The following is a 6,041-nucleotide window of genomic DNA, read 5'->3' on the forward strand; positions in this document are numbered from 1 at the left end:
GCCTCGAGGTTCCCGCCAAGGGCGGCTGGGGCCACGGCAAGCTCGTCGAGGAGATCTGGGAGGTGCTCTGCGAGGACCAGCTCGAGGGCCCGATCTTCGTGAAGAACTTCCCGGTCGAGACCTCGCCGCTTACCCGTCAGCACCGTTCCAAGCCGGGTGTCACCGAGAAGTGGGACCTCTACGTCCGCGGTTTCGAGCTGGCCACCGGCTACTCCGAGCTGGTCGACCCGGTCATCCAGCGCGAGCGCTTCGAGGACCAGGCCCGTCTGGCCGCCAACGGCGATGATGAGGCCATGCGTCTCGATGAGGACTTCCTCGCCGCCATGGAGCAGGGCATGCCGCCGACCTCCGGCATCGGCATGGGCGTCGACCGTCTGCTCATGGCCCTGACCGGCCTGGGCATCCGGGAGACCGTCCTGTTCCCGATGGTCAAGCCCGAGCAGAAGTAGCACCGCGGGTCAGGGTTCCTCGGGGTGTTCCCTGACCCCGTGCACGGGTGGCGGTGGCTGGGAGTTTTCTGGGGGCGCGGGCGTCGATAGTGGGCCCCTCCCAGTAACACCTCCGAAAGCCCAGCTCACGGTGGCTGCTGGCGTGCCCGTCCCAGGGTTGTCCCAGCAAGGGACTGTTGTCTGGGCACGCTCTCCCAGGGGTGCTTCCTACGTTTTTCCGTATGACCAACGCACTCACTCCACGACGGCGCATCATCGCCCTCGACGTGCTCCGGGGCATCGCGATCCTCGGCACCCTGCTGACCAACATCTGGATCTTCTCCCGTTCCTCCATGGACGCCACCACCGAGGGCGCGGTGGCTGAGGGGGCGCTGGCGACGTTCAACTCCGTCGCCGACGTCCTGCTCAACCTCTTCACCGACGGCAAGTTCATCGGCCTGCTGACCATCATGTTCGGCATCGGCCTGGAGATCCAGCGGCAGTCGGCGGTGCGCCGCGGCGAGCCCTGGCCCGGCCGCTACCCGTGGCGCGCGCTCGTGCTCATTCTCGACGGCCTGCTGAACTACATCTTCATCTTCGAGTTCGACGTGCTCATGGGCTACGGCCTCACGGCGCTGGTCGTCGCGGCCGTCATGGCCCGCAGCCCCCGGGCGCAGAAGATCTGGATGGGGGTGGGCCTCGCCGCCCACGCCGTGATGATGTTCTTCATGGCCGGCGGGCCGCGCCTGTTCGGCTCCTTCCCGGGCGGCGACTTCGTCCGGGAGGCCACGCCGGGTGAGGAGGGCATGCGCTTCATCCAGGAGGGCCTGCCCACCGACTCCTACTGGGGCATGGTCACCGACCGCGTGCAGAACTTCATCGGCGGCCGCGGGGAGATCCCCATCATGTTCTTCATGGGCCTGGGTCTGTTCCTCGTCGGCGCCCACCTCTACCGGGCCGGTCTCTTCCTCCCGGAGGGTGTCCGCCTGCGCCGCATCGTCATGGGCATCGGGTTCGGAGTCGGGTTCCCCCTCGACTGGGCACTGCGCCTCACCGACACCGCCGGCCACGTCGCCCGCTACGGCACCTCCACCATCGTCGCCTTCGGACTCCTCGCCGCCGTCGCGGCCTTCTACGCCCGCCGGGAGCGCGTGGGCCTCATGGGGCACCTGCTGTCCCTGGTCGGGCGGATGGCCCTGACGAACTACATCCTGCAGAACCTCATCGCCTCGATCATCTTCTACGACTGGGGCCTGGGCATGAGCCGCCGGATCCAGGGCCCCTGGGACACCGCCGCCACCCTGGGCATCTACCTGGGCATCTCCGCCTTCCTCATCGCACTCTCTGCCGTGTGGCTGCGCTTCCACCGCCGCGGACCGGTGGAGATCGTGTGGCACGACCTCGTCGACAGGATCGCCGACACCGCCGCGAAGGCTGCTTCCCGACGCCGCGGGCAGCGCCCCACCACCCCTGCCAGGCAGGAGCTCCCGGTGGGGTAGGGGCACCCGCCGCAGGTCACAATATTGAGTACTACGCCTCCGGTGGCCTGCGGGACGGCTACCGTATGAGTAATATGCCTCACGTTAATAATTGTTCCCGGCGATGGAGGATGTGTGTCAGTACCGGAGAAGGCCCTGTCGGTGCCGGCCCTGAGTAAACGGGAGCTCGAGGTGGTGCTCACCTGGCTGACCTCCGTGTCGAAGCGGGAGGTCGGCAAGCTTCTCGGAGTCTCCGAGGACACCGTCCGCACGCACATCGCCCGCGTACGGGGGAAGTACATGAGCGTCGGCCGTCCGGCGAGCACGAAGTCGGACCTCATGCTCCGCCTCATGCAGGACGGTTTCTTCGACCACCGCAACGCCTGACGTAGGCCCTCTCCAGAGAAACACAGCCCCGCTGTACCCTCCCCGGTGATCCAGGGAGCGCACAGCGGGGCTGTGGGCCTTTTTAGGGGAGGATGCAGGTTCGCCCTTGGTTGCGGTCCGCGAGGCCATCCAGGAGCCTTCAGGAGCTCTTCCTGAGCGGTGTGTACGCAAACGAAGAACCCGCCTCATCCACACGAAGTGGATGAGGCGGGTTCTTTTCGCTTCAGTGAGCCTCAACGCCAGAGGCGCTGGGGTTCAGCTTCCTACTAGGAGGAGAGCTTGAAGGAAGAGGTGCCCGGCTTGGTGGTGGACTGGCCGCCGTCGACCTTGTCCTCGGCCAGAGCGTCGGCGATAGCCTTCTGAGCCTCAGCCAGCTCCTCGGCGGCCTTGAGCTCGCGCTCGCGGTCTGCAGCAGCCTTGGCAGCAGCCTCGCGGTCGGCCTTCAGGCCGGCGTCGATGAGCTCGACGCGGTCGAGCTTCTCCTGCCAGAACTTACCGTTGATCAGGGAGTTCTGGTAGGTCTTCAGGGCGAAGTCGGCCTGCTCGCGGTAGATGGCCCAGTTGCCATCGTTGTTGTTGCGGAGGTCGGTCCACCAGTGGAGGAAGAACGCCTTGGTGGCCGCATCAGCCTTGTTCAGCTGGGCGATGTTGCCCCACAGGCCGAACTGGATGTCGTCGAGGACCTCGCGGTACTCGGTACGCAGGGTGGAGTCGCCGACCAGGACGTTGTCCTGGTAGAGCTCGTTGTAGCGCTTGAACACGGAGATCCAGGCCTTGAAGACGCGGAGGGTGTCACGCTGAGCGGTTGCGCGCTCCAGGAAGAGCTGGCGAACCAGAACGTCGGAGAGCTGAGCCTCGACGTTGGACTCCTTGGCGGTCTCCCATGCAGCCACGACGGCCGGGGCGCCGGCCTGAGCAGCCTCACGCAGAGCCTTCAGAGCAGCCATGTACTCGCGGGTGATGTACTGCTTGTACCAGTCGTCGACGGACCAGTCGGCGGCGCGGTTGTAGGTGTCCTCGATCTCCGCGAGCAGCTCGTCGATCTTAGCGTGGACTGCACGGGCGTTGTGCATGTTGGCGGCCGGGATGGACGGCAGGACCGGGAAGTCCTTGTGGGACTTCTTGTCGTTGGCGTCAGCGACCAGCGGGTTGATGGTGGCGCGGAAGGCGTTGAGGGCGGAGACGTAGGACTTCCAGTCCTCGGTGGCGATCTTGTCCTTGTCCAGGGCGTAGGCCACGGAAGCGCGAGCCTCCTGGATGTTGGCGGAAGCCTTCTCCAGCTCTGCGTCAGCCTCTGCCTGAGCCTCGCGGAAAGCAGCTGCAGCAGCCTCCTCGGACGGGTCGAAGCCCGGCTCGCCCAGGTTCACGTAGTGGTTGACCAGCGTGCGGAAGGTCGGCCAGTGCTGGATCTTGTTGAGGTAGTCAGCGGTCTCGTCGGTGAGGTCACGCAGCTGGTCCTCGGTGACGTTCTTGGCGACCAGGTCCTGGGCGGCGGAGCCGTCCTCGGTCTGGTAGCCACCCTGCTGGGTGTCCTGGGCGAAGGCCGGTGCGGAGAAGCCGGAGAGGCCGGTTGCGAGGGCGATGGCGCCGGCGAGGGCGGCGGTACGGACGCGGTTCTTGAACATGAGCGATAAACTCCTGAATTCGATCGTGTGGGCTGGAAGACCCGGGGCCGAGCCTGTGTGGTCGGCGCTGGAAAAGTCCACCGCGAAAAATTCCGGAAAGCTCCGGGCTCATATTTTTCGCAATGCCTGGCGACTCGGTCGCTGGCCATCACTCTAGGACAGTTTCCGAGACTCCGCACCCTTCTCCCGCGGTGCCGCCTGCCCTGAAAATGTAGGGCACCGTAACGGTCGGGTAACGGAAAAATAGCCATCTAGCAGGTAGTTGCTGGCGGGAAACTGACTTGTTCATGGCAGGTTTCTGGCCGGTCAGATCTCTGAGCTTGGCCCGAACGGGTGACCCCTAACGGGGTTGATTGCCGTGCCTGGGGCCTCCGGAGAGTCGAAAGGGAGAAAAGTTAATTCCGCAGTTCAGGGGCTTTTCTGAGGGGGGGCCGTCGAAAAGCGACGCCCCGAGGGGAGGTGATGGGGCGTGTTATGTGGTCCTTAAAGTAGAATCATCTTGTTTTGCGGATTGGCAGCCCGTGTACAGGTGAATGGTTACAGATGTGTTTCTTATTGCAACCGTTCCGGGTTGTGTAACGCATCGGCTGAATGCCTATATATACGAGACTCCACCGGGGGGTGGGTCCTGTATCAGCGAAGAGGTGGGGTGGGGACCGCGTGGCGTCGATTAGTACGGGCGCCTGACAGCAGATAGTCTGATCATCTTTCCCGGAGATCCCTGAATCTCTTAAGGATGTAGGAAGGTCTGTACATGAGCGTGAAGAATTCCCCCGCCGGCGCGGACAACACGGCGCTGCCCGCCGAGGTGAAGGTCATCCTGACCGTGCTCGTCGGTTCCGCGCTGCTGATGTTCCTCAATGAGACGATCCTGTCGGTGGCGCTGCCGTCGATCATGGAGGATTTCCAGATCCCCGCCACCACCGCCCAGTGGCTGACGACCGGCTTCATGCTCACCATGGCCGTCGTCATCCCGGCGACGGGCTGGATCCTCCAACGTTTCACCACCAAGCAGGTCTTCCTCACCGCCGTGAGCAGTTTCCTCGTGGGCACCCTCGTGGCCGCCGCAGCCCCGACGTTCACGGTGCTGCTGGCCGGTCGCATCGTGCAGGCGGTCGGCACGTCGCTGATCATGCCGCTGCTCATGACCGTCGCGATGACGGTCGTGCGGGCCAACCGGCGCGGGTCCGTCATGGGCGTCATCTCGATCGTGATGTCCGTCGCTCCGGCGCTGGGGCCGACGGTCTCGGGATTCGTCCTCAACCGCTTCACCTGGCACTGGCTGTTCTGGTTCGTCGCCCCGCTGATCATCGTGGCGCTGGTGGTCGGTGCCCTCTTCATCCGCAACATCGGTGAGACGGCCCGCGCCCCCTTCGATCCACTGTCCGTGGTCCTGGCCGCCCTCGGCTTCGGCGGCCTCGTCTACGCACTGAGCACCCTGGGCACGGACCTGCCGGTGGCCGTCGGCTTGGCGGTCGTCGGTGTCATCGCCCTGGCGCTGTTCGTGTGGCGCCAGCTGAAGCTTGAGACCCCGCTGCTGGATCTGCGCCCCTTCACCATCCGCAACTACACCCTGTCCGTGGTCGTGGCGCTGCTGCTCATGGGCACGCTGCTCGGCGTGGTCATGGTCCTGCCGATCTACCTGCAGACCGCCCTGGGTGTCACCGCGCTGGTCACCGGCCTGCTGCTCATGCCCGGCGGTCTCGCCTCCGGCCTCCTGGCACCCTTCATCGGACGTCTCTACGACCGCGTCGGCCCCCGCCCGCTGGTCATCCCGGGGGCGCTGCTGCTGGTCGGCGCCGTGTGGGCGATGACCCGCCTGGGTATCGCGTCCACCACCACCGAGGTGATCACGATGCACATCGTGTTCTCCCTCGGACTGGCACTCATGATGACCCCGCTGATGACCACGGCACTGGGATCACTGCCCAAGCACCTCTACGGCCACGGCTCGGCGATCCTCAACACCCTGCAGCAGCTGGCCGGTGCCGCAGGAACGGCGATCCTCATCGCCGCCCTGTCCTTCGGTACCCAGGCTGCGGCCGCCGGGGGAGCGGACCTGGCGCAGGCGACGGCCGACGGTTCCCACACCGCCTTCATCGTCGCCGGCGTCATGGCCGTCC

Annotated in this window: 5 protein-coding genes; 4 read left to right on the plus strand and 1 reads right to left on the minus strand. The window is 65.5% G+C overall.

The window, feature by feature from the left end:
* From GXZ33_RS07415 to GXZ33_RS07425, 3 genes are all read left to right on the plus strand, one after another.
* Window positions 1–449, plus strand: a 449-nt coding sequence (locus GXZ33_RS07415; RefSeq protein ID WP_291340202.1) for an amino acid--tRNA ligase-related protein, incomplete at its 5' end; no start/stop codon positions are given.
* Between the two features lie 221 nt (window positions 450–670).
* Window positions 671–1,927 (plus strand): DUF418 domain-containing protein, encoded by a 1,257-nt coding sequence (locus GXZ33_RS07420; RefSeq protein WP_291340203.1) that lies wholly within the window; start codon window positions 671–673, stop codon window positions 1,925–1,927.
* Between the two features lie 114 nt (window positions 1,928–2,041).
* The gene (locus tag GXZ33_RS07425) at window positions 2,042–2,293 is read left to right on the plus strand and encodes a helix-turn-helix transcriptional regulator (protein WP_040086763.1); all 252 of its coding nucleotides are present in this window, start codon (window positions 2,042–2,044) and stop codon (window positions 2,291–2,293) included.
* A 266-nt stretch (window positions 2,294–2,559) separates the two neighbouring features.
* On the opposite strand, the gene cspB is transcribed toward GXZ33_RS07425, so the two are convergent.
* The gene (cspB, locus tag GXZ33_RS07430; RefSeq protein WP_291340204.1) at window positions 2,560–3,918 is read right to left on the minus strand and encodes an S-layer protein PS2; all 1,359 of its coding nucleotides are present in this window, start codon (window positions 3,916–3,918) and stop codon (window positions 2,560–2,562) included.
* 754 nt (window positions 3,919–4,672) lie between these two features.
* Here cspB and GXZ33_RS07435 point away from each other — a divergent pair.
* A partial coding sequence (locus GXZ33_RS07435) for an MDR family MFS transporter (RefSeq protein WP_291340205.1) occupies window positions 4,673–6,041 on the plus strand: 1,369 nt, incomplete at its 3' end.

Source organism: Corynebacterium sp., assembly GCF_012838985.1.
Lineage (GTDB): Bacteria > Actinomycetota > Actinomycetes > Mycobacteriales > Mycobacteriaceae > Corynebacterium.

Excerpts from the sequence above, each read along its gene's own strand:
- GXZ33_RS07420 (WP_291340203.1), top strand. The coding sequence starts at position 671 with ATGACCAACGCACTCACTCCACGACGGCGCATCATCGCCCTCGACGTG.
- cspB (WP_291340204.1), bottom strand. The coding sequence starts at position 3,918 with ATGTTCAAGAACCGCGTCCGTACCGCCGCCCTCGCCGGCGCCATCGCC.